Consider the following 21,458-nt stretch of genomic DNA (forward strand, 5'->3'; position numbering starts at 1 on the left):
GAACGACAATGTCTCTGATCGAAGAAATCGACTTCGGCACGCCGCGCGCCAAATCGGGAACGATGGTGACGCTGACCATCGACGGCAAGGAGATCTCGGTGCCCGAGGGCACCTCGATCATGCGCGCGGCGATGGAAGCCGGCCACCAGATCCCGAAACTCTGCGCGACCGACATGGTCGATGCATTCGGCTCCTGCCGCCTCTGCCTCGTCGAGATCGAGGGCCGCGCCGGCACGCCGGCATCCTGCACTACGCCTGTGATGCCGGGCCTCGTCGTGCACACCCAGACCGACCGGCTGAAGAAGCTGCGCAAGGGCGTGATGGAGCTCTATATCTCCGATCACCCGCTCGACTGCCTCACCTGCGGCGCCAACGGCGATTGCGAGTTGCAGGACATGGCCGGCGCCGTGGGCCTGCGCGACGTGCGCTACGGCTACGAGGGCGAGAACCATGTCTTCGCGAAATCCAACGGCGAGGTCAACGCCGCCTGGATGCCGAAGGACGAGTCCAACCCCTACTTCACCTACGATCCCTCCAAGTGCATCGTCTGCTCGCGCTGCGTCCGCGCCTGCGAGGAGGTGCAAGGCACCTTCGCGCTGACGATCTCGGGCCGCGGCTTCGACAGTCGCGTCTCGCCCGGCATGAGCGAGAGCTTCCTCGGCTCCGAATGCGTCTCGTGCGGCGCCTGCGTGCAGGCCTGCCCGACCGCGACGCTGACCGAAAAATCCGTGATCGAGATCGGCCAGCCCGAGCACTCGGTCGTCACAACCTGCGCCTATTGCGGCGTCGGCTGCGCCTTCAAGGCGGAGATGCGCGGCGAGGAAGTCGTGCGCATGGTGCCGTACAAGGACGGCAAGGCCAATCGCGGCCATTCCTGCGTCAAGGGACGCTTCGCCTGGGGCTACACCAACCACAAGGAACGCATCCTCAAGCCGATGATCCGCGAACGGATCGAGGATCCCTGGCGCGAAGTGTCCTGGGATGAGGCGTTCTCCTTCGCCGCCGCCAGGATGCGCGGCATCCAGAAGAAGTACGGTCGCGACGCCATCGGCGGCATCACCTCGTCCCGTTGCACCAACGAAGAGACCTATTTGGTGCAGAAGCTGATCCGGGCCGGCTTCGGCAACAACAATGTCGATACCTGCGCCCGCGTCTGCCACTCGCCGACCGGCTATGGCCTGTCGCAGACCTTCGGCACGTCGGCCGGCACCCAGGACTTCGACTCCGTGGAGAACACCGACGTCGCCGTCGTCATCGGCGCCAATCCGGCCTCCGCACACCCCGTCTTCGCCTCGCGCCTGAAGAAGCGCCTGCGCCAGGGTGCCAAGCTGATCGTGATCGATCCGCGCCGCACCGAGATGGTGGAATCGCCGCATGTGAAGGCGCTGCATCTGCCGCTGATGCCCGGCACCAACGTCGCGGTCGTCACCGCGCTGGCGCATGTCATCGTCACCGAGGGCCTCGTCAACGAAGCCTTCGTGCGCGAGCGCTGCGACTGGACCGAGTTCGAGGAATGGGCCGCCTTCGTCGCCCAGCCGAACAACAGCCCGGAAGCAACGGCGATCCTCACCGGCGTGGACCCCAAGGCGCTGCGCGAAGCGGCCCGCATCTACGCCACCGGCGGCAACGGCGCGATCTATTACGGTCTCGGCGTCACCGAGCACAGCCAGGGTTCGACCACGGTGATCGCGATCGCCAACCTCGCGATGGCGACCGGCAATATCGGCCGTCCCGGCGTCGGCGTGAACCCGTTGCGCGGCCAGAACAACGTGCAGGGTTCCTGCGACATGGGCTCGTTCCCGCACGAGCTGCCCGGCTACCGCCACATCTCGGGCGATGCCGTGCGCGACCAGTTCGAGGCGCTCTGGAACGTCAAGCTCAACCCGGAGCCGGGCCTGCGCATTCCCAACATGTTCGATGCCGCGATCGAGGGCACGTTCATGGGCATCTACGTGCAGGGTGAGGACATCCTCCAGTCCGACCCCAACACCTCGCATGTGGTGGCGGCGCTGTCGGCGATGGAATGCGTGATCGTCCACGACCTGTTCCTGAACGAGACCGCGAACTACGCCCACGTCTTCCTGCCCGGCTCGAGCTTCCTCGAGAAGGACGGCACCTTTACCAACGCTGAACGCCGCATCCAGCGCGTGCGCAAGGTGATGACGCCGAAGAACGGCATGGCCGACTGGGAAGTCACCATCGGCCTTGCCAAGGCCATGGGCTTCGAGATGAACTACAGCCACCCGTCCGAGATCATGGACGAGATCGCGGCGCTGACGCCGACCTTCACCGGCGTCTCCTATGCCAAGCTCGACGAGCTCGGCTCGGTGCAGTGGCCGTGCAACGAGAAGGCGCCCGAGGGCACGCCGGTGATGCATATCGACGGCTTCGTCCGCGGCAAGGGCAAGTTCATCGTCACCGAATATGTCGCGACCGACGAGCGGACCGGCCCACGTTTCCCGCTGCTGCTCACCACGGGGCGCATCCTCAGCCAGTACAATGTCGGCGCGCAGACAAGGCGGACCGAGAACGTGGTCTGGCATGCCGAGGACCGGCTGGAGATCCACCCACACGACGCCGAGCAGCGCGGGGTGCGCGACGGCGACTGGGTGCGGTTGACGAGCCGCGCCGGCGAGACCACGCTGCGCGCGGAGATCACCGATCGCGTCGCGCCGGGCGTCGTCTACACCACCTTCCACCACCCGGACACACAGGCCAACGTCATCACGACGGACTATTCGGACTGGGCGACCAACTGTCCCGAATACAAGGTCACGGCGGTGCAGATCTCGCCGTCGAACGGCCCGTCCGACTGGCAGAAGTCCTATGACGCGCAGGCGCGGCACTCCCGCCGCATCGCGCCCGCCGAGGCTGCGGAGTAAGCGCATGCACGTGCCGGTCCAGGCCATCGACCGCGAGATCTGGCGCCACAGCGTTGCGTCCGAGGGCACGCGGCTGATCCCCGAGGAGACGCCGCTGGCGCTGACCTACAATGGCGGCACCTATGCCGTCATGATGGGGACGCCGCAAAACCTCGAGGACTTCGCAGTCGGCTTCAGCCTCAGCGAAGGCATCGTCAGATCGGTCGACGACATCCGGTCGCTCGAAATAGTCCGCCTCGACGACGGCATCGAGCTGCGCATGTGGCTTGCGCCGGACCAAGCCGCGCGCATCAGCGAACGGCGGCGTCATATCGCCGGCCCGACCGGCTGCGGCATCTGCGGCATCGAGTCCATTGCAGAAGCCGTGCGGCCTGCGGCCGTCGTGCCGCCGGGGCAGAACTTCACGCCCGAGCAGATCATGACGGCGATGCAGGCCATCGCGCCGCTGCAATCGATCAACATGCAAACCCGCGCCGTTCACGCCGCCGCGTTCTGGTCGCCTGCCGGCAACATCGTCGCGCTGCGCGAGGATGTCGGCCGCCACAACGCGCTGGACAAGCTTGCCGGTGCGCTGGCGCGCAGCCGGACGGATGCGCGCGGCGGCATGGTGCTGCTGACGAGCCGCGTCTCGGTCGAGATGGTGCAGAAGACCGCCGCGATCGGCGCGCCGCTGATGGTCGCGGTCTCCGCGCCGACCGCGCTCGCGGTCCGCACCGCGGAAGCCGCCGGCATCACGCTGATCGCCATTGCCCGGCAAGACGGGTTCGAAGTGTTCACGCATGGCGGCCGCATCGTCGCCTGCCATGCCACGGAGGTTGCCGATGTCGCCTGACCGCCTGATCTACATGGCCAACCAGATCGGCAGGTTCTTCCAGAGCCAGGGCCACGACAAGGCCGTGCCGGGAATCGCCGAGCATATCAAGAAGTTCTGGGATCCCCGGATGAAGCGCGCGATCTTCGCCCATCTCGACGCCGGCGGCGCGGACCTGGAGCCCAATGTCCGCGAGGCCCTCACCTCGCTGAAGCCGGCGACGTCCCTTCCAGCAACGCCCTGAACACGCGCCGCACCTCGCTCTGCGTCTCCTTCACACGCGCCTCCAGCGACGAGAAATCCGGCGCGTCGCCGGCACGCGCCATCACGCGTTGGAGATCGGTGCCGGCGGTTTCCGGCTTGAAGCGGTCGCTGACGCAGAGCCGCAGGATCTGCGTCAGGTCGTGATAGAGCCGCGCCGCGGCACGCAGGATCTCGGCCTCCGACTGCGGCAGCACGCCGAGCCTCGCCGCATTGTCCAGCACCTGAAGCGTGCTGACGTCGAGAATATCCGGCTTGTGATGGGCATGCACGAGCTGGAGATATTGCGCGATGAAGTCGATGTCGATCATGCCGCCGGCGGCATATTTGAGATCCCAATAGTCGGTCTCGCCCTTCTCCTGCGCGATCGCGCGCCGCATGTCGGCGACGTCGTTGGCGATGGTGGCAGGATCGCGGCGGCGGGTCAGGACATCGCGGATGACGCCCGCGATCCGCTCGCCGAATTCAGCCGATGCCGACACCACGCGGGCACGCGTCAGTGCCATGTGCTCCCAGGTCCAGGCCTCGTTGGCCTGATAATCCGCGAAGGAGGCAAGGCTCGAGGCCACCGGGCCGGCCCGCCCCGACGGGCGCAGCCGCATGTCGATCTCATAGAGCACGCCGTAATTGGTGCGCGTCGTGAAGGCGCTGATCAGGCGCTGGGTGAAGCGCGCGAAATAATGCGCGCCTTGAAGCGATTTCGGCCCGTCCGAGTCCGGATTCTCGCTGTCGAAATCGTACAGCAGGATCAGGTCGAGATCGGACGACGCGGTCATTTCGCGGCTGCCGAGCCGGCCCATCGCGATGATCGCCGTCTCCTGCCCCTTGATCCGGCCGTGCTGGGCGGCAAAGCGATCGGCAACGAGGTCATGCACTGTGTGGACGACGCCTTCGGCGACGTCGGCAAAGGCCGTGCTCGCCTGCTGCGCCGAGACCGTGCCGGAGAGGATGCGCGTGCCGATCAGGAACAGGCTCTCCTGCCCGAACAGGCGCAGGCGATCGAGGAATTCCTCATATGAGGCGGCATCCTGCACGGTGGCGGCGAGCCGCCCCGACAATTCCCGCCTGTCCGGCATCGCGCCGAAGAAGCGCGGATCGATCAACCCATCCATGAGCTGCGGCTGCCGCGCCAGCATCTCGCCGAGCCGCGGCGCCGCGCCCAGCACCAGCGCCACGAGCGCGACGAGATCGCGGTTCTGGCCAAGCAGCGTGATCAGCCGGCCGCCACGCTGGAGCGCCCCAAGGAATTGATCGAACGCCACGACGGCGCGGTCCGGCTCCTCGGCGAGGGCGAGGCCGTCGATCAGGGCCGGCACGAATTCGATGAAGGCGGTTCGCGTCGCCTCGTTGCGGAACACGCGATAGTCGCCCGTGATCCAGTCGCGCACGGTCTGCGCCACGGCGGCAGGCTTCTTGAAGCCGAGCGTCGTCAGGTGCTGGAACAGGCGCGGATCGTCGGGACCTGCACTGTAGTCGAGCGCCGGCAGCTTTGCCGTGCCGGTCGGGTCATCGCCCTCGAACAGCTTCTCGTAGTGCCCCTGCACGATCTCGAGCTGCCGCAGCAGGTCGCGCGCAAAGGCCTCGCGATCCGGATAGCCGAAGAACCGGGCAAAGCGCTCGACCGCTTCCCTGTCGTCGGGCAGCGCATGGGTCTGCTCGTCGGCGACCATCTGGAGGCGATGCTCGACCCGGCGCAGGAATTCGTACGCCCTGGCGAGTTCGTCACGCGCCGCAAGGGTGATCCAGTTGCTGCTGGCGAGCACATCGAGCGCGGCGAGCGTCGGCCGCACCCGCAATTCCGGATGGCGGCCGCCGGCGATCAACTGCTGGGTCTGCGCGAAAAACTCGATCTCGCGGATGCCGCCGCGGCCGACCTTGACGTTGTGGCCTTCGACCGCGACCTCACTCTGGCCGCGATAGGTCTGCATCTGCCGCTTCATGTCGTGGACGTCGGCAAGCGCGGCGAAGTCGAGATGCTTGCGCCAGACGAAGGGGGCGATCTCGGCGAGCAGCGCCTCGCCTGCCCTGGCATCGCCGGCACAGGCGCGCGCCTTGATCATCGCGGCGCGTTCCCAGGTGCGCCCTTCCCGCTCGTAGTAATGCAGCGCGGCGTCCCGTGAGATCGCCACCTGCGTCGAGGACGGATCGGGGCGCAGGCGTAGATCGACGCGGAAGACATAGCCGTCATAGGTGCGCTGCTGGAGAATGCGTGCCATGCCTTGCGTCACGCGGACGAAAAACGGCTGCGGCTCGATATCCGGCGCCAGCGTCGTGGCGTCAGGGTCGAAGAACACGATGAGGTCGATGTCGCTGGAATAGTTCAGCTCGCCCGCCCCCATCTTGCCCATCGCGAGCACGATCAGGCCGCAGCCCTCTTCCGGTGCCTCGGGATTAGGCGGGAAAAGCTTTCCTCGTGCGGCTTCCTGCCGCAGCAGGTACTGGAGCGCCGCCTGCACGGAGGAGACCGCGACATCGGTCAGCGCCGCCGTCACCCGCATCACCGGCCAGACCCCGCCGATATCGCACAACGCGGTCAGGAGCGCCGCCTCCGCCTTCATGCGGCGAAGCAGCCGCATCACCTCGGCCTCGTCAGGTGCCGCGACCACCGCGCCCCTCGCCTCCGCGATCAGTGCGGCGAGATGAGTATCCGGATCGCATTCGAGCAGCCGGATCAGGCGCAGCGGATCGGCGCGCACCAGATCGAACAGATAGGGCGAGAATTCCGCGATGCCGGCGAGGATATTCCGGGCGAAGGGATGAACCAGCAGCGCTTCGAGACGAGCCGATTGTGCCGGCTCGAGCTCGGCCAGCCAGCTTTCAAAACGTCGTTCGTCGGTTGTGGAAGCGGCAATATGGGGAGCCTCCGCGAAGCGTGCGGCCAGGCTCTCACCATGCTTGTCCGCGTTTCCCGGCGCGGAGTGGTTCATGCCACCTTCTGTGGCACATCCGGTATTGGAGGAGCAACCCTGTCGCCCGCGCCCGCGCGCGCCGACAGCACCAGCGTGGCGACGAGGCCGGGATGGGCATCGCCCAGCCGCAATTCTCCGCTATGGAGCGTCGCAACTGCGGAGGCAAGGCTGAGGCCGAGGCCGGAGCCCGGCAGCGTGCGGCTAGCTTCAAGCCGGACGAATCGTTCGACAGCATGTTTGCGGTCGGCTTCCGGAATACCGGGGCCGCGATCGGTGACGCTCAGCAGCACCTGGTCGCCCTCGCGCTTCGCCTCGATCATGATCTGCCCAGAGTCCATGCTGACCACGGTTCCGCCGGCCTGCGTGACCGGCTTGCCGTATTTGATGGCATTCTCGACCAGATTGGCGAGCGCCTGGCTGATCAGCTCGCGGTTGCCGTGAACCGGCGTCGGATCGGCCTTGACCTTCAAGGTCATGCCGTCGTCCTCGGCGAGCGGCTCGTAGAGCTCGTGGATGCCGCCCGCGACATCGGCGGCATCGAAATCGTCCATGTTGCCGCGCGCCTGGCCGGACTCGGCGCGCGCGATCATCAGCAGCGCGTTGAAGGTGCGGATCAGCCCGTCGGATTCCTCGATGGTCCGCTCCAGCGCGGCGCGGTAGTCGGCCTCGCAGCCCGATTTCGCCAACGCTTCCTCGGCGCGGTTGCGCAAGCGCGTCAGCGGCGTCTTGAGATCGTGGGCGATATTGTCGGAGACCTCCTTCAGCCCCGCCATCAGCGCCTCGATGCGCTCCAGCATGGCATTGAGGTTTTCGGCGAGGCGGTCGAGCTCGTCGCCGCTGCGCCCCACCGGCAGGCGCTCGCTGAGATCGCCGGTCATGATGCGGTGCGCCGTGCCGCTCATCGCGTCGATGCGCCTGAGCACTCTGCGCGCGACGAAGACGCCGCCGCCGAGCCCGAGCACGACCACGATCAGGACTGACCATTGCGCGGCCTTGGCGACGATGCCGAACAGACGACGCCGCTCGGCGAGGTCGCGGCCGATCAGCAGCCGGAAGCCGTTTTCGAGCTCGGTGACGCGCACGAGCGCGCGGTGATCGCGCTCGTCGGCGTCCTCGATCCGCCGATAGGCCGTCTCGGTCCAGCCGCGCGTTGCCATCACGCCCGGCGCCAGCGAGCCGACATTGCCGGCCACCGCCTGCCCCGTCGGCGTCGTCACGAGGTAGAGATTGGCGCCCGGTCGCAGCGCCCGATACTCGATCGCGCGCACGAGGCCGACGAGGCCGCGGCGGCCGTAGATCTCGTTGATCTCCGAGGTCTCGGCATTCACCGTCTGCGTGATTTCCTCGGTGATGAGCCGCCGCGTATTCCAGGCGAAATAGGCGAGCAGCGAGGCTGCGAAAATCGCGAACAGAAACAGGTAGACCAGCGTCAGCCGGAATGCCGTGGTGCGGATCAGTTTACCGAATGCCGTCACGGATCATGTACCCGGCGCCGCGGATCGTGTGCAGCAGCGGCCGCTCAAAACCCTTGTCGATCTTGGAGCGCAGCCGCGAAATGTGCACGTCGATCACGTTGGTCTGCGGATCGAAATGATAGTCCCAGACGTTCTCCAACAGCATGGTGCGCGTCACCACCTGGCCGGCGTGCTTCATGAGGTATTCGAGCAGGCGGAATTCGCGCGGCTGAAGCGTCAGTTCATCCTTGCCGCGGGCAACGCGATGGGAGAGCCGGTCGAGCTCGAGATCGCCGACACGATAGAGCGTGTCCTCGGCCGGGCCGCCGCGGCGGCGCGACAGCACCTCGACCCGCGCCAGGAGCTCGGCGAACGAATATGGCTTGGGCAGATAGTCGTCGCCGCCGGCGCGCAGGCCCTTGATGCGGTCGTCGACCTGCCCGAGCGCGGAGAGAATCAGCACCGGCGCGGTGTTGCCCTTGTCGCGCAGCGCGCCGATCAACGACAGGCCGTCGCGCTTAGGCAGCATGCGGTCGACCACCAGCACGTCGTAATCCCCGTTCTCGGCCATGGCGAGGCCTTCCTCGCCGTCGGGGGCGTGGTCGGCAATGTGTCCGACTTCGCGAAACGCCTTCACGAGGTAGTCGGCGGATTCGCGGTCGTCTTCAATGATGAGGAGGCGCATCGTGCGTTCGGCGGCGGTCAAGGAGGTCACCTTCTCTAAACATGGCGCGAGCGGCAATCGCATGCAAGCCGAGTGGGAGAGTCTCGGGTCGAGAAAAAGGCGGGCGGTGAAGCTGGGGGGACCTCACCGCCCTAGGCCTTCCGACGGAGGGGGGCGTAATTCCACCGGAAGGTAGATTGGGGAAGCGAATGTTACGCTGCTCCCCCGAAGGGCGCCGGCGGCTGGGGCGACTGATGCCGGCGACACCCTTCATTGCGTAGCCTCCTGACGCTTACCCCTTGGCGAGGGGAATCGCGACGAAGCGCGACTGGCCGCCGCTCTTCACGCGCATCAGGACGCTGTTCTTGTTGTCGGTCCGCGCCGTGTTGATGGCCTCGCGGACATCGCCGGCGGTGCTGACGCTCTTGCCGCCGACTTCGAGAATCACGTCGCCTTCCTTGAAGCCGCGTTCGGCCGCGGCGCTCTTCGGATCGACTTCGGTAACCACGACGCCTTCCTTGCCGGCGCCGGCCACGGAGTTCGCGGGCGCAACGGTCATGCCGAGCTTGGGCACGTCGGTGCCCTTGGTCGCGCCCTTGCCGCTGTCGTTATCGGTATCGGCCTTGGCCTCGACCGTGTTCGGCAGCTGGCCGAGGGTGAGGTTCACGACCTTGTCCTGGCCCTTGTGCAGCACGTTGAGCTTCACGATCGCACCGGGCGCCATGCCGCCGATGGTGCGGGCGAGCTCGCGGGCGTCCTTGACGGATTCGCCGTTGACCGAGGTGATCACGTCGCCGGACTCGATGCCGGCCTTCGCCGCCGGACCGTTCGCCTGCGGCTCCGCCACCAGCGCCCCTTCGGCCTTCTTCATGCCGAGGCTGTCGGCGATATCCGACGTCACCGGCTGAATCTGCACGCCGATCCAGCCGCGGCTGACCGAACCCTTGTCCTTGAGCTGGGCAACAACCGTCTTCACGGTGTTGGCCGGGATCGAGAACGCGATGCCGACACTGCCGCCGGAGGGCGAGTAGATCGCGGTGTTGACGCCCATCACCTCGCCGTCGGTGTTGAAGGCCGGACCGCCGGAATTGCCCTTGTTCACGGGCGCGTCGATCTGGATGAAATCGTCATAGGGACCGTTGCCGATGTCGCGGCCGCTGGCCGAGACGATGCCCGCGGTCACGGTGCCGCCGAGACCGAAGGGATTGCCGACTGCGAGCACCCAGTCGCCGATCCGCGGCTTGCCGTCGGCAAGCTTTGCGAACGGGAAGTTCGAGCCGCCCTCGACCTTGATCAGGGCAAGGTCGGTGCGCTGGTCGGTGCCGATCACCTTGGCGGTATAGGTCTTGCCGTCGTCGGTGGTGACCTCGACCTTGTCGGCGCCGTCGACCACGTGGTTGTTGGTCACGGCAAAGCCGTCAGCCGAGATGAAGAAGCCGGAACCCTGGCCCTGCACGACGCGGCCACGGCCGCCCTTCATGCCCGGGATGCCATCCGGACCGCCGAAGCGCCGGAAGAAGCGCTCCATCGGCGAGCCCGGCTGGAACGGCGAGGAGGAATCGTCGCCGTCATCGTTGCTCGCGGTCTTTTCCTTGATGTTGACCTTCACCGAGATCACCGACGGCTTCACGCGCTCGACGATGTCGGCGAAGCCGACCGGGCGTTCAACCTTCCGGACCTCGTTGTTGACCTGCGCATGCGCCGGGCTTGAGAACAGGTCGGCCGGCGACACCGACGGGCTGAAGCCGTAGACGGCTGCGCCGAAGCCGGCGACGACCGAGGCCATCAGCGCGATCTTGCGCGCGGAGAAGACCGACCGGCGCGGCTGCCGGTAGGACGGAAGGTTCGAAAGGTCGGGACGTTCGGTCATGCAGAGCTCTCCAGGGCCTTGAAATCCATTTGGTGCGGGATGGCAGCACCTTACGGACCTGAAGATGGGGGCTCGCGCCTTACCGTGCGCTGGCGGCGGGGTTAAACTTTCGTAATGAAGGGGCGGCGTTGATGCGGCAGTTTAGCGCAGACCGAAAGTTGTGGTCTCACAGGAACTTATTCGAGTTCAGGTGACCGCCTCCCCGGCAAGGTTTTAGGCGACCTCAGCTTGCCCTGACGCTGACGATGAACTCGTCGACTTCACGCTTCAGGGTCTCGGCCTGCTGCGACAGATCGACAGCGGAATCCCGGGCCTCGGCCGCCATGCGACCGGTCTCGGCGGAGGTCGAGGTGATCTGGGCGATGTGGTTGGACACGTCGAGCGTGCCGCGCGCGGCGTCCTGGACGCTGCGCGAGATGTCCTGGGTGGCGTTGCGCTGCTGGGCAGTGTCGACCTCGATGCCGGACATGATCGACGAGATCTCCGACAGCGTCTTCGAGATGCCGTCGATCGCCCCGCGCGTCTCCGCGGTGATGCCCTGGATGCTGGCGACATGGGAGGTGATCTCCTCCGTCGCCTTGCTGGTCTGGTGCGCGAGGCTCTTCACCTCGGAGGCGACGACGGCAAACCCCTTGCCGGCCTCCCCCGCCCGCGCCGCCTCGATGGTGGCGTTGAGCGCCAAAAGGTTGGTCTGCGATGCGATCGCCTGCACGAGCTGCACGACCTCGCCGATCTTGTCGGCGGCGTCCGACAGCGTGTGGATGGTGTCGCGGCTCTTCTCGGCTTGCGCCGCCGCGCCCTCGGCGCGCTGGGTCGCATCGGTGACGCGTCGGCTGATCGTGCCGATCGAATTCGTCATCTCCTCGGCGGAACCCGCGACCGTCTGCACGCTGGCGCTGGCCTGGCTCGCTCCGCTCGCCACCGCATTGGCCTTGGTGCTGGTGTCGTTGGCCGTCCGCGACAGCGTCTCGGCATTGCTCTTCAGATGCACGGCCGACGAGGCCACGCTATCGACGACGCTGGCTACGAGATCGTTGAAGCGCTTGATCCGGGCGTCCAGGAATTTCGACCGCTCGGCCTGGTGCTGCGCTTCACGCAATTGCTGCTCGGTGAGGCGGCGCCGTTCGAGCCCGTTGGTCTTGAAGACCTCCAGCGCGCCGGCGAGCAGGCCGATTTCGTTGGTGCCGCCGAGCCCCGGCACGGGGGTTTCGAACTTCTGGTCGGCGACCTCGCGCATGGCATGCACGATCGCCGCCAACGGACTGAGGATACCGTTGCGCACGGCAAACCAGGTCGTGAGGCAGATCGCGCAGGCGACGACCGCAATCACACCGCAGGCGATCAGGAAGTAGGAGAATGCGGCCTGTGCCTGCTGGTAGATCTGCATCGCGTGATCGCGTGCGGGCCCGCTCAGCGCAGCAAAGTCCGACGACAGGCTGGTGATCTCGTTGTTGAGATAGAGCACCGCGACGAATCCGGTGCCGCCGCCGATGCCCAGCAGGAACAATAATGCAGCGACGACGGCGCCGACCAGGAAGCGGATCGTCAGATTGCTGTTCGCGAACATCGGGGAACTCAGAGTCTGGAATCAAATCTCGGGACAAGCTTCCAGACAAAGGTCAACATAGCATGAAACACCCGGCGGCGGCCGGCAGATTACGTATCAATACGTAGCCGGGAGGATTTCACGTCGCTAGGACGATTTGGCCTCGTCCGACATCAATGCCGCGAGTCTCGCCTCTTCATCGGGCGTGAGCGGCGCCGCAGGTAGGTCTGCACCGCTCCGCGAGCGACGCCGGATTTGCAGCCACAGCGCCAGGCCACCGCCGGTCAGCAGCAGGGGGCCGAGCAGCCACAGCAGCAAGGTCTGCCGCTCGAAGCGCGGCTTGAGCAGCACGAACTCGCCATAGCGCGCGACCAGGAAGTCGAGCACCTGCGAGTTGCTGTCGCCGGCCGCGATGCGCTCGCGCACCAGGAGCCGCAGGTCGCGCGCCAGCGGCGCATCGGAATCGTCGATCGACTGGTTCTGGCAGACCATGCAACGCAGCTCGCGCGACAGGTCGCGCGCGCGCGTCTCCTTCGCCGGATCCGACATGATCTCGTCGGGCTGCACGGCATGCACCGCGGGCGAAGCCAGCAGCGCAAGCGCGACGAACGCGGCCATCATCCGGCGCATCGGATCACTCCGCCGGCTGCAGGCGCTGCTTGGCCCGCGCCGGTTTTGGCGCGCCGACCCGCAGGCGGCGATCGGACAGCGACAGCACGCCGCCGAAGGCCATCAGCACCGGACCCCACCAGATCAGCAGCACCAGCGGCTTGTGATAGATGCGCACGGCGATCGCGCCCTCGGCATTGGCATCGCCCAGCGAGATGTAGAGCTGGCTCGCCCCGCGGGTCAGCAGCGCGGCCTCCGTGGTGGAGGAGCCGCGGGTGGTGAAGCTGCGCTTGGACGGCGTCATGACGCTCAGTGTCTCACCGTCGCGGCTGACGTTGAACTCGGCGATCATCTCGCGGTAGTTCGGGCCCTGACGCTGAAACAACCCGTCGAGCTTCACGTCGTAGCCGGCGACATGGGCGACGTCGCTCTGCTTCATCGTCGCGATATATTCGCTGTTCCAGGTGGTCTCGCAGACGATCCCGATCAGCGCGACGCCGAGGCCGGCATGCGCCAATGCCGCGCCCCAGGCCGAGCGTGGCAGGCCGCGCGCCCGCTGCAGCGCTGTTGCGAGCGGCAGACGAACCAGGCCCGTCCGCTCGACCAGATCGGTGACGGCGCCGGCGATGACGAAGACGCCAAGTCCGATCGCGAGCGGTGCGAGCGCGCTGCCGCCACGCGTCCAGGCCCAGACGATCGCGACTACAACGAGCCCGGCAACGCCGGCCGCGAGCAGTCGCTGGGTGACGCCGAGCAGATCGCCGCGCTTCCACGCCAGCATCGGCCCGAACGGCACGGCGAGCAGCAACAGGGCAAACAGCGGTGCGAAGGTGAGGTTGTAGAACGGCGCGCCAACCGACATCTTGAAGTCGGCGAGCATCTCCATCGCCAGCGGATAGAGCGTGCCGAACAGCACGACCGCGCAAGCGACGGTCAGCAGCAGATTGTTCAGCACCAGCGCGCCCTCACGCGAGATCGGTGCGAACAGGCCGCCCTGCTTCAACGATGTCGCGCGGCCTGCGAACAGCGACAGGCTGCCGCCGATGAACAGGCAGAGGATCAGCAGAATGAACACGCCGCGGGTCGGATCGGTGGCAAAGGCATGCACGGAGGTGATGACGCCCGAGCGCACCAGGAAGGTGCCGAGCAGCGACAGCGAGAAGGTCAGAATCGACAGCAGGATGGTCCAGACCTTCAGCGCGTTGCGCTTCTCCATCACCAGCGCCGAATGGAGCAGCGCCGTCCCGGCAAGCCACGGCATCAGCGAGGCGTTCTCGACCGGATCCCAGAACCACCAGCCGCCCCAGCCGAGCTCGTAATAGGCCCAGTAGGAGCCCATCGCGATGCCGAGCGTCAGGAATATCCAGGCAACCAGCGTCCACGGCCGCACCCAGCGCGCCCAGGCGGCGTCGATCCGCCCCTCCATCAGCGCCGCGATGGCAAAGGAGAACGAGATCGAGAATCCGACATAGCCGAGATAGAGCATCGGCGGATGCACGGCGAGACCGATGTCCTGCAGCACGGGATTGAGATCGCGTCCCTCGATCGGCGGGTTGGCGATACGCAGGAACGGGTTCGAGGTCACCAGTATGAAGAGATAGAAGGCACTGGCGATCCAGGCCTGCACCGCGAGCACATGCGCGCGCAGCGACAGCGGAAGATTGTTGCCGAACGCCGCGACCAATCCGCCGAACAGCGCCAGGATCGACACCCACAGCAGCATCGAGCCTTCATGGTTTCCCCACACGCCGGTGATCTTGTAGAGCAGCGGCTTCATCGAATGCGAATTCTCGTAGACGTTGGCGACGGAGAAATCCGAATTCACATGCAGCATCACCAGCGCCACGAACGAGGCGCCGACGAACAGCAGCTGCGCCAGCGCGGTGGAGCGCGCCACGCTCATCAGCGCATCGTCGCGCAGCCGCGCGCCGATCAACGGCACGATGGATTGGATCAGTGCCAGCCCGAGCGCCAGCACCAGCGCATAATGCCCGGATTCCGCGATCACCGCACCGCTCCTTGCGGGTTGCCCTGCGCTGTCGTGGCCGCAGGCTTGACGCCATCAGAAGCCTTGCCGCCGTAATCGTCCTTCCAGTGCCCCTGCTTCTTCAGGGCATCTGCGACGTCCTTGGGCATGTAGGTCTCGTCGTGCTTGGCAAGCACCGTGTCGGCCTTGAACACGCCGTTAGCATCGAGCGCGCCTTCGGCGACAACGCCCTGCCCTTCGCGGAACAGGTCGGGCAGGATGCCCTTGTAGGCGACCGGCAGCTTGGCGTTGCCGTCGGCGACCTCGAAGCTTACCGCGAGATTGTCGCCACGCTGGAGCGAGCCCGGCTGCACCAGGCCGCCGAGGCGAAACCGCTTGCCGGCCTGAACGTGCTTCTCGGCGACCATGGTCGGGGTCGAGAAGAACACGATGGAGTCGCGCAGCGCGTTGAGCACCAGCGCGGCGGCGAGCGCGAGCACGGCGAGTGAGCCGCCGATGATGGTCATGCGTCGCTGCTTGCGGGTCATGGCGTATCCGTTCTCTCGTCTCGTCCTGACATCGTCATCCGTCGAGCCCGAGAGTTTTGAGGCCTTCATTGAGCTGGCGGAGCCGTTCGGTATCCTTGGCGACCGCTTGACGGGCATCGCTCGACGCGCCGACCGCCTTGTCGCGATCGCCCATCACGAGATAGGCACGCACGAGGCGCAGCCAACCCTCGACGTCGTCGCTGTTCTGCTTCAAGCGCGTCGCCAGTCGCTCGACCATGCCGCGGACCATGGCGCCGCGATCGCCCTCGCTCATGTCCTTCGATGCGGCGATCGTCTCATCGGACAGTGCCGGCATCGTGCCGCCGCCGACCCGCACCAGCGAGGACTGCACCAGGGGCCGCCACGGCGCATCCGCCGGAGCCTTGGCCAGCAGCGCGCGCCAGATGGTGGCGGCATCGTCCTTGCGGCCGTCCTGCTCGGCGGCGAGACCGAGGAAGTAGTTCGCCTTGGGATCGTCCGCGTTCAGGGCATGCGCCCGTTCGAACTCGGTCTTGGCCTCGGCGGTCACCACGCCGCCCGCAGCGGCCGAGATTGCTTCGCCGAGATCGGATCTGCGCTCCGGGCTCTCACCATTGTAGGTAATCGAGTTGCGATAGGCCCGCACCGCATCGTCGAAGCGGCCGAGCCGCTCCAGCACCGGCGCGAGCACGTTCCAGCCGCGTCCATCGGTCGGATTCTTTTCCAGATGTTGCTCGACCTGCACGACGAGGTTCTCCAGAGATCCCGCCATGCCGGAGCCGGACCCGCGCTCCCGCTGCGCCAGCGGAAAGTCCTGAAGCCGGGGTGAGCCGAGCGGCATGTAGACGCCGATCGCAACGAGCGGCAGACCGACAAGCGCCAGCACCGCTGCCGCGCGGCGCCATTTGAGGCTCGATTTGGGCTCCGACACAGGCTCGCTGCCGGCGGCAGCGAGCAGCCTGCGGCTGATCTCGACACGCGCAGCCTCGGCTTCAGGCGCAGCGATCAGTCCCGAGGCAAGGTCTCGCTCGATCTCGGTCAACTGGTCCTTGTAGACGACGACCTCGCTGCCCTGATTTTGCGCGCGCGCGCTGCGGCCGAGCGGCCAGAGCACGGCGAAAATCGCCGCGACCGTCATCAGCGCGAACACGAACCATAACGTCATCTGGCAAGCTTCCGGCAGCGCGCCACCCGCGCCCATAGGTGGCTTTACACCACGGCCGGACGATGCGGCAATTGACAATTGTCAATTCGGCGCGACCGGCCACAGCCCCGAAACGGCGAAAATCCAACGGCTTAGCCGATCTCGAAGTCCACACTTCGAGCCGCGTCCTCGCCGTGACCGTTGAGGGCCTTCAGGAAGTATGTTCCCGGCTCGATGGCGTCAGGCAATCTGATGCGCAACGCTCCGACCGGAACCGGAGATGCAACCCTCGTGACCGTCTCAGGCAGTTGCCGACCGCTTGCCTTCTCGACCAGCACCACCTTCGCGCCGACCATCAGTCTTTGATATTTGGCAACAATGACGCGGTTCTCGATTTCGATGGAGCTGATAACGGGTTTCATGCGCCCACAAATAGAAATTCCCCGGACTTGCACCGGGACCGTAGGGCCCGTCACCGACAGCGTCAACCACAAATTGTGATCACAAAAATATGCGCTTGAATCAGCTTGCGCGCGACGATTTGCGCTCGCCCGTGAGTGCGTTCTCCGCGGCGCGGCTCATCAGCGAGGCGTAGTCATCGCCGAACAGCACCTGGCAGAAGCGAATCGCAGCCTGCACCTGCTGTTGCCGATAGGTGCGGACCTTGAGATCGGCGGCGCGCAGCGACTGCACCAGCTGCTCGGTCGAGCGCTCGACATATTGCTGCAGGTCGGAATAGGTGCGCAGCGTCACCTCGTTGATCGCGAGCTCGCTGGCGTAGTTGCGGCAGGTCGCGACGAAATCGATCAGCGCCGCGGTTTCCTCCACCTCGGTGCTGTCGATCCGCGCGCCCGGCGGAATGTCCTTCTCGGGGCGCTGGCGCAGGATCCGGCGAACGCGGCCGGGAACGCTGTCGATCTCGGATTGCAGCGCATTGGAGATATCGGCCCGGATCGAGGTCAATTGCTTGCCCCAGGCGGAATCGTTGCGCAGGTCGAGCTCGGTGCGCAGGCCGCGCACACCGTCGTGCAGCGCCTTGAGATTGTCGGCGACGTTGTCGAACTGGCCGCGCTTGATGTCCATGCGCAGGATCGCGGCGACGCAGGACAAATCGTGCAGGGCGATCGTGACGGCGACGCCATAGGGCGTTGCCGCCACGCGGATCTCGTCGTCGGATGCGGCAATCTTGATGGCGAGGCGGATGATCTGCCACGGCGCGGTCATGCGCTGCACGACGATCGACAGCGCGAAGGGCAGCATCTGCGGCGTCTGGAGGACGGGGATGTTGAGCGCTGACGTCACCGAGGCGATCTGGGAATCGCCGAAGGCGCGCAGGAAGCGCGGCAGCTTCTCGTTCAGGGTGGCGATGGCCTCTCGGACCTGGAGTACCGCTCCGACCGAATAGAGGTCCTCGATCACGTTGGGCGGCCCGACGCGGGCCAGCGCGCGCGACTTGTCGCCGCCGCCCGGCCCCGTCAATTGGAAGATGGCGTCCGCAGCCACCGCCTGGAGCTTCTGGGCGAGCGCTTCGACCTGCCCCGCACTGTCAGCGGCCGGCATGCGCGCCAGCGCCGCCTCGAATTCGTTCACCTTGTCCGGAGCACCGTCACGGCCGAACCATTGCCAGATCGGATGCAGCGAGGAGCGGCGGATCTGTCCGACCCGGATCGGGGCGCCCGCCTCGATGAGGAACGGTTCCAGCACCTGGAACAGGAGCCGCGACAGGTCGTCCGTCCGCGGGGGTGGGGTTTCGTCGGCCTCCGTCTTGCGGACGATCCTGCGCAGCTGCTCAAGCACGAGGGTCGCCACAGCCGTGTCCTGGCCGCGCTCGAGCGCGCGCTCGAACTCCCGCATCAGCAGCGCCTGCGACTGCGGCGGGAGCTGCGCGAGATATTCCCTCAGCCGCTCGATCGATGTCTGGCTCATGCGCCCAGGTAATGCACGGTAAAGTGGCGGACATGGGATGCGTCCGAGCGCGATCATAGAAGGCTGCGCCTTAAGAAGCCGTTGAGGACGTTGGTCCGAATCCTCCTGTTTGCTTGCGGATCGGCCGTCCCGGAACCAAAAAATCCTGTTGGAACAAAGGATTATATTCCGGGGAGGACCAACTCGGCCCGCAAGCCGCCGATTGGCGCTGCGCCGAGGGAGAGGCTGCCGCCATAGAGCGCGGCAAGGTCGACCACGATGGAAAGCCCGAGCCCCGAGCCGGGCTTGGACTCGTCGAGCCGCTGGCCTCGCCGGGAGACCTGGGTGCGCTCCGCCTCCGACAGGCCGCGGCCGTCGTCGTCGACAATGATCCTCAGGCGCGGACCGGCGCCGGCCTTATGCGGCACTTCCACCAGCACCTCGATGAAGACCCGGGAGGCCGCCCATTTGCAGGCATTGTCGACGAGATTGCCGACCATCTCCTCCAGATCCTGCCGCTCGCCCCGGAATTTTGCCGACGGATCGGCCTTGGCCTCGACCATGATGCCGCGGTCGCGGTGGATCTTCTCCATCGTCCGCCGCAGCGCCTCGATGGCGGGTGCCACCTCCGTCACGGTCGCGACGACCGAGACGCGCGCGGCGATGCGCGCCCGCTCCAGGTGATGGGCGACCTGGTCGCGCATCACGTCCGCCTGCTCCATCACCTTGGCCGCGAACGGATCGGCAGCGTGAACGCCGGCTTCGTTGACGATGACCGAAAGCGGCGTCTTGATCGCATGGGCGAGATTGCCGACATGGGTGCGCGCGCGCTCGACGATCTCGCGATTGGCATCGATCAGCGCGTTTGTCTCGCGCGCGAGCGGCGCGATCTCGACCGGGAATTCGCCCTCGAGCCGCTCTGCCCGCCCGGAGCGAATGTCGGCGATCGACTCCGAGATGCGCTTGAGCGGCGCGAGGCCGAAGCGGACCTGGAACACCGTGGTCAGGAGCAGCACGATGCCGAGCGCGGTGAAGGTGCCGCCGAGGTAATAGTCGAAGCTGCGCGTCTCGTCGAAAATCTCGCTGTCGTCGCCGGCGACGCTGACCAGATATTTGCCGTCGGCGCCGAGATCGACCGGCCGTTCCACCATCCGCAGGTTCTGCCCCTCGGGACCATCGACATAGCCGAGCCGGATGCCGGCGGCGGTGAGCTCGGCACCGTGCTCCTCCAGCTTCGGCAGCTTCTTGTCCCAGAGCGAGCGCGAGGAGCGCACCTCCGGCTTTTCGGTGTCGGTGCGCGTGATCTGCCAATACCAGCCGGACAGCGGCAGCTCGAACAGGGGCTCGCCGAGCGACTGGAACTGGCGGTCCGGGGGCTCGTCCGGGGTCGCGACCTCCGCGATCAGCGTGCGGAGATAGAGATTGAGCCGGCGGTCGAAGGCGCGTTCGGTCGCGTTCTTGTAGACCGACGACAGCACCACGCCGGTGATGGCCAGGATCACCACGAGCCACGCCGTCGCCGACAGGAACAGGCGGTTGGCAAGCGAGCTAGCGGGCATCGGAACGATCCCGGGAGGCGCAGGATGGCAGGGCGTCGGACGTCATAACCGGACCAAGGCCCCCTGTTCGGCCTCCCGTCAAGCCCGCAACGCCTCAGGCGCCCGGAGCGGGCGGCGGGGTCAGGAGATAGCCGAGGCCGCGGACGGTCTGGATGATGTCGACGTCGAGCTTCTTGCGAATACGGCCGACGAAGACCTCGATGGTGTTGGAGTCGCGGTCGAAGTCCTGGTCGTAGAGATGCTCGACCAGCTCGGTGCGGGAGACCACGCGTCCGGAATGGTGCATCAGGTAGGCCAGAAGCCGATATTCGTGCGAGGTCATCTTGACGGGATTGCCGGAGACGCTGACCCGGCCGGTCCTGGTGTCGAGCGTGACCGGGCCGCAGCTGAGTTCGCTCTGGGCATGTCCGGTGGAGCGGCGCAGCAGCGCGCGGATGCGCGCCAGCACCTCCTCGAGATGGAACGGCTTTGCGACATAGTCGTCGGCGCCGGCATCGAAGCCCTGGACCTTGTCGCTCCAACGGTCGCGCGCGGTGAGGATCAGGACCGGCATGGTGCGGCCGTTGCGGCGCCAGGCCTCCAGCACCGAGATGCCGTCCTTCTTCGGCAGGCCGATGTCGAGTACGACGGCATCGTACGGCTCGTTGTCGCCGAGATAGTGCCCCTCCTCCCCGTCGAAGGCGCGGTCGACGACATAGCCGGCGTCCGTCAGCGCCTTGGTGAGCTGGCGATTGAGATCGGGGTCGTCCTCAACAACGAGCAGGCGCACGCTTCTCTCCAAAGATAGGCCGCATGAACAACAGCCTCAGATGAGCAATTCCGGCGTGAACTGAATATGAACGCGGGGAACCGGCCGCGTTACTTTTTGGTCATATACGCCCTGTCACGCGCCGACGCGACTGCGCCCGCCAGGCTGCCGGACGAGCCGGCGGCATGGCGGGCGCAATGTGCCGCGTTACGCGGCGAGTCGGAAGGCCCGTGACGTTCGGATCCGGCTGTCAGGTCCGGAAGAATACGAACCAGATGACGGCGAGGATCAGGATCGCGAGCCCGGTCGAGATGGCGAGCAGCGCGGCCACCGACGGCCCGGGTTCGCCCTGGCGCGCCTCGGTTGCAGTTTCGACGATCTGATGCTGGTCTCGTGTGGTTGCCATGATGCCCTCAATCTCTGCGTGTCGCCTCCGATGACCGCGACCGCCTCACGGCCCTGTGTCCTGAGGCAACGCCCGATCCGATACGATGTTCCGGCTTTTGCCGCGGGCTCGGGCAGCAACCGGACGCGGGGCGGCTGGTTAACGCAGTTGCAAGATTCCGCACCGCGCCGTGTTTGATTCGGTGTTCCCCGATGGTA

Annotated in this window: 17 protein-coding genes; 3 read left to right on the forward strand and 14 right to left on the reverse strand. The window is 66.4% G+C overall.

Features of this window, described 5'->3' with window-relative positions:
* Positions 1 to 8 precede the first annotated feature (8 nt).
* Genes fdhF through EI171_RS32350 form a run of 3 tightly spaced genes read left to right on the forward strand, consistent with a single transcriptional unit; the run spans position 9 to position 3,937 of the window.
* Positions 9 to 2,882 carry a formate dehydrogenase subunit alpha gene (gene fdhF, locus EI171_RS32340; protein ID WP_161535737.1) on the forward strand — a complete coding sequence of 958 codons (2,874 nt, stop codon included), beginning with the start codon at positions 9 to 11 and terminating at the stop codon, positions 2,880 to 2,882.
* A 4-nt stretch (positions 2,883 to 2,886) separates the two neighbouring features.
* Complete coding sequence (gene fdhD / locus EI171_RS32345; RefSeq protein ID WP_011085919.1) at positions 2,887 to 3,714, forward strand: formate dehydrogenase accessory sulfurtransferase FdhD; 828 nt, start codon at positions 2,887 to 2,889, stop codon at positions 3,712 to 3,714.
* Positions 3,704 to 3,937 (forward strand): formate dehydrogenase subunit delta, encoded by a 234-nt coding sequence (locus tag EI171_RS32350; RefSeq protein ID WP_161535738.1) that lies wholly within the window; start codon positions 3,704 to 3,706, stop codon positions 3,935 to 3,937. Before fdhD ends, EI171_RS32350 begins: the two co-directional genes overlap by 11 nt.
* On the opposite strand, the gene EI171_RS32355 is transcribed toward EI171_RS32350, so the two are convergent.
* From EI171_RS32355 to EI171_RS45030, 14 genes are all read right to left on the reverse strand, one after another.
* Complete coding sequence (locus EI171_RS32355; protein ID WP_161535739.1) at positions 3,894 to 6,881, reverse strand: bifunctional [glutamine synthetase] adenylyltransferase/[glutamine synthetase]-adenylyl-L-tyrosine phosphorylase; 2,988 nt, start codon at positions 6,879 to 6,881, stop codon at positions 3,894 to 3,896. The two genes, EI171_RS32350 and EI171_RS32355, sit on opposite strands and share 44 nt — an antisense overlap.
* Positions 6,878 to 8,338 carry an ATP-binding protein gene (locus EI171_RS32360; RefSeq protein WP_161535740.1) on the reverse strand — a complete coding sequence of 487 codons (1,461 nt, stop codon included), beginning with the start codon at positions 8,336 to 8,338 and terminating at the stop codon, positions 6,878 to 6,880. The genes EI171_RS32355 and EI171_RS32360 overlap by 4 nt, the downstream gene beginning before the upstream one ends.
* On the reverse strand, positions 8,322 to 9,002 hold the full coding sequence (locus EI171_RS32365; RefSeq protein WP_038965709.1) for a response regulator transcription factor: 681 nt from the start codon (positions 9,000 to 9,002) through the stop codon (positions 8,322 to 8,324). Before EI171_RS32365 ends, EI171_RS32360 begins: the two co-directional genes overlap by 17 nt.
* 271 nt (positions 9,003 to 9,273) lie before the next feature.
* Positions 9,274 to 10,851, reverse strand: a complete 1,578-nt coding sequence (locus EI171_RS32370) for a Do family serine endopeptidase (RefSeq protein WP_011085914.1) — start codon at positions 10,849 to 10,851, stop codon at positions 9,274 to 9,276.
* 223 nt (positions 10,852 to 11,074) lie between these two features.
* Positions 11,075 to 12,418, reverse strand: coding sequence for a methyl-accepting chemotaxis protein (locus EI171_RS32375; protein WP_011085913.1), 1,344 nt, complete (start codon positions 12,416 to 12,418; stop codon positions 11,075 to 11,077).
* A gap of 126 nt (positions 12,419 to 12,544) precedes the next feature.
* A complete protein-coding gene (locus EI171_RS32380; protein ID WP_161535741.1) occupies positions 12,545 to 13,027 on the reverse strand; it encodes a cytochrome c-type biogenesis protein in 483 nt (160 codons plus the stop codon).
* A gap of 4 nt (positions 13,028 to 13,031) precedes the next feature.
* Positions 13,032 to 15,014: a heme lyase CcmF/NrfE family subunit gene (locus EI171_RS32385; protein ID WP_028172237.1), complete on the reverse strand. Its 1,983-nt coding sequence runs from the start codon at positions 15,012 to 15,014 to the stop codon at positions 13,032 to 13,034.
* A complete protein-coding gene (gene ccmE, locus EI171_RS32390) occupies positions 15,011 to 15,520 on the reverse strand; it encodes a cytochrome c maturation protein CcmE (RefSeq protein ID WP_011085910.1) in 510 nt (169 codons plus the stop codon). The genes EI171_RS32385 and ccmE overlap by 4 nt, the downstream gene beginning before the upstream one ends.
* Positions 15,521 to 15,554: 34 nt before the next feature.
* A complete protein-coding gene (gene ccmI / locus EI171_RS32395) occupies positions 15,555 to 16,664 on the reverse strand; it encodes a c-type cytochrome biogenesis protein CcmI (protein WP_011085909.1) in 1,110 nt (369 codons plus the stop codon).
* 131 nt (positions 16,665 to 16,795) lie between these two features.
* Complete coding sequence (locus tag EI171_RS32400) at positions 16,796 to 17,065, reverse strand: hypothetical protein (protein ID WP_028172238.1); 270 nt, start codon at positions 17,063 to 17,065, stop codon at positions 16,796 to 16,798.
* 100 nt (positions 17,066 to 17,165) lie between these two features.
* Positions 17,166 to 18,569, reverse strand: a complete 1,404-nt coding sequence (locus EI171_RS32405; protein ID WP_161535742.1) for a hypothetical protein — start codon at positions 18,567 to 18,569, stop codon at positions 17,166 to 17,168.
* 161 nt (positions 18,570 to 18,730) lie between these two features.
* Entirely contained in the window at positions 18,731 to 20,107 is a 1,377-nt protein-coding gene (locus EI171_RS32410) for a sensor histidine kinase (RefSeq protein WP_011085906.1), read from the reverse strand.
* A gap of 94 nt (positions 20,108 to 20,201) precedes the next feature.
* Complete coding sequence (locus tag EI171_RS32415) at positions 20,202 to 20,876, reverse strand: response regulator transcription factor (protein WP_011085905.1); 675 nt, start codon at positions 20,874 to 20,876, stop codon at positions 20,202 to 20,204.
* Between the two features lie 229 nt (positions 20,877 to 21,105).
* Positions 21,106 to 21,261, reverse strand: coding sequence for a hypothetical protein (locus tag EI171_RS45030; RefSeq protein ID WP_165448146.1), 156 nt, complete (start codon positions 21,259 to 21,261; stop codon positions 21,106 to 21,108).
* Positions 21,262 to 21,458 lie beyond the last annotated feature (197 nt).

This window comes from Bradyrhizobium sp. LCT2, assembly GCF_009931255.1.
Taxonomy (GTDB): Bacteria; Pseudomonadota; Alphaproteobacteria; order Rhizobiales; family Xanthobacteraceae; genus Bradyrhizobium; species Bradyrhizobium diazoefficiens.